This window comes from Terrisporobacter muris (assembly GCF_024621905.1).
GTDB classification, from domain to species: domain Bacteria; phylum Bacillota; class Clostridia; order Peptostreptococcales; family Peptostreptococcaceae; genus Terrisporobacter; species Terrisporobacter muris.
In genome coordinates this window covers 1-2,311 of sequence record NZ_JANKBY010000452.1, presented here as the reverse complement: position 1 = coordinate 2,311, position 2,311 = coordinate 1, and the positions used below count along the sequence as shown (strand labels likewise).

The 2,311-nt window shown below is 31.0% G+C and carries 2 protein-coding genes; one reads left to right on the top strand and one right to left on the bottom strand.

Annotation, left to right across the window (positions count from 1 at the left end):
- Positions 1-46 precede the first annotated feature (46 nt).
- The gene (gene glpK, locus NSA58_RS19090; protein ID WP_074078650.1) at positions 47-1,552 is read left to right on the top strand and encodes a glycerol kinase GlpK; all 1,506 of its coding nucleotides are present in this window, start codon (positions 47-49) and stop codon (positions 1,550-1,552) included.
- 66 nt (positions 1,553-1,618) lie between these two features.
- Here the strand turns inward: glpK and NSA58_RS19085 are convergent, their stop codons facing one another.
- Positions 1,619-2,239, bottom strand: a complete 621-nt coding sequence (locus NSA58_RS19085; protein ID WP_039681174.1) for a TrkA C-terminal domain-containing protein — start codon at positions 2,237-2,239, stop codon at positions 1,619-1,621.
- Positions 2,240-2,311 lie beyond the last annotated feature (72 nt).

Below are 2,311 nucleotides of genomic sequence, written 5' to 3'. Positions count from 1 at the left end.
TATTATTTTTAATAAATTACTTCATTTTGAAGTGGGAGGAAAATTAATGGAAAAAAAATATGTAATTGCTCTTGATCAAGGAACAACAAGTTCTAGAGCGGTAATTTTTAATAAACAAGGAGAAATAGTATCTGTTTCACAAAAAGAGTTTAGCCAAATATTCCCACAGTCGGGATGGGTAGAACATGACCCTATGGAAATTTGGGGATGTCAAAGTGGTGTTATGCGAGAAGCTGTAGAAACTGCATCAATAGACCCAAAAGAAATAGCTGCTATAGGAATAACAAATCAAAGAGAAACTACAATAGTATGGGATAAGAATACAGGAAAGCCTATTTATAACGCTATTGTATGGCAATGTAGAAGGACTTCAAAGATTTGTGATGAACTGAAAGGGAAAAATTTAGAACAGGTTATAAGGGACAAGACGGGGCTTATAATAGATGCCTATTTTTCTGCAACAAAAGTTAAATGGATATTAGACAATGTAAAAGGTGCTAGAGAAAAAGCTGAAAGAGGAGAACTTTTATTTGGAACGGTAGATACTTGGTTAATATGGAAGTTGACAAATAAAAAAGTTCATGTAACAGACTATTCAAATGCTTCTAGAACAATGATGTTTAATATAAATGAATTAAAATGGGATAAAGATATACTAAATGAGCTGGATATTCCATTAAGTATGCTTCCTGAAGTTAAACCATCTAGTTATATATATGGTAATACAGATATGCATATATTAGGAGAAGAAGTTCCTATTGCAGGATGTGCAGGTGACCAACAATCAGCATTATTTGGACAAACTTGCTTTGAAGAAGGTAGCGCTAAAAATACTTATGGAACAGGCTGTTTCTTATTAATGAATACAGGAAACAAATTAGTTAAATCAAAAAATGGATTATTAACTACAATTGCATGGGGTATAGGAGAGAGTGTAACTTATGCATTAGAAGGAAGTATATTTATGGGAGGTGCATCTATTCAATGGCTTAGAGATGAACTTCGTATGTTAAAGAATGCTTCTGATAGCGAAGATTATGCAAATAAAGTAGAGGATACAAACGGTGTATATGTAGTACCAGCTTTTACAGGCCTTGGTGCACCTTATTGGGATATGTATGCAAGAGGAACTATAATTGGTCTTAGTAGAGGGTCTAAAAAGGAACATATAATTAGAGCAACTCTAGAATCTATAGCTTATCAAACTAAGGATGTACTTTCTGCTATGGAAGAAGATTCTAATATATTATTAAAAGATTTAAGGGTTGATGGTGGTGCTAGTAAAAATAATTTCTTAATGCAGTTTCAATCGGATATTTTAAATGTAAATATAAATAGACCTAAAATTGTAGAAACAACTGCCCTTGGTGCAGCATACTTAGCAGGATTAGCAGTAGGTTTTTATGATAATCTTAGTAATATAAAAAATAATTGTAAATTAGATAAGCATTTTACACCCTTTATGGAAGAAGAGAAAAGAAAAAAGCTATATAAGGGATGGAAAAAGTCTGTATCTAGAGCTCTTGATTGGGCTAGAGAAGACGAAGAATAATAAGAAGGCATATGAAGATCACAAACTTCATATGCCTTTATTAATAGTAAATTCTCAAGTAAAAATCTAATCGTATAGGAAAGTTGGCACTGAATTGTAAATATATCTGTCACCAACAACTAATAAGATATCATTTTCCATAAATACTATATAAGGTCCTGGAGAAATGATTAACTCATCTCCTCTTTTTATTGCTACAATAGTAGCCCCAGTATTTTGCCAAAACTTAGTTTCAGCTGCTGTTTTTCCAATGTATTTACAATGAGACTCCACAGTAAATTGTATAGGAACTAGTGGGTTAATAACTTCTAGTCTATCAGAGTAATCTAATATTTTGTTTAATGTAAGGACTATATCATTGTCAATTTTTGATTTGTTCTCAAGTAATCTATAGAGATTACTTTTATAAGAAGAGATATTTGTAATATCTTCATATTTTTTTATAAAAGATAAAGCATTATCTGAGGATAAGACAATCACTCCCTTACCTTTAATACTTTCGACTATATCAATATCCTCTAGTAATTTTATGGCTCTTCTTATTGTTTCTGGAGAAACATTATATTTTCCAGCAAGTATAGAACGCCCATAAAGAGTACTACCTTCCTTTATGTCCCCTGTATGTATCTTATTAGCCAAATCTAGTGCTATTTTTTGATATATAGGAACGGTATATTTTTCTTTCATTTATTCACCTTCTACTTTAAAATTGTAAAATCATAAAATAATATCACTATTAATATTGTATATATAATTTAG

Coding starts and splice junctions, on each gene's coding strand:
- glpK (WP_074078650.1), top strand. CDS start 47: ATGGAAAAAAAATATGTAATTGCTCTTGATCAAGGAACAACAAGTTCT.
- NSA58_RS19085 (WP_039681174.1), bottom strand. CDS start 2,239: ATGAAAGAAAAATATACCGTTCCTATATATCAAAAAATAGCACTAGAT.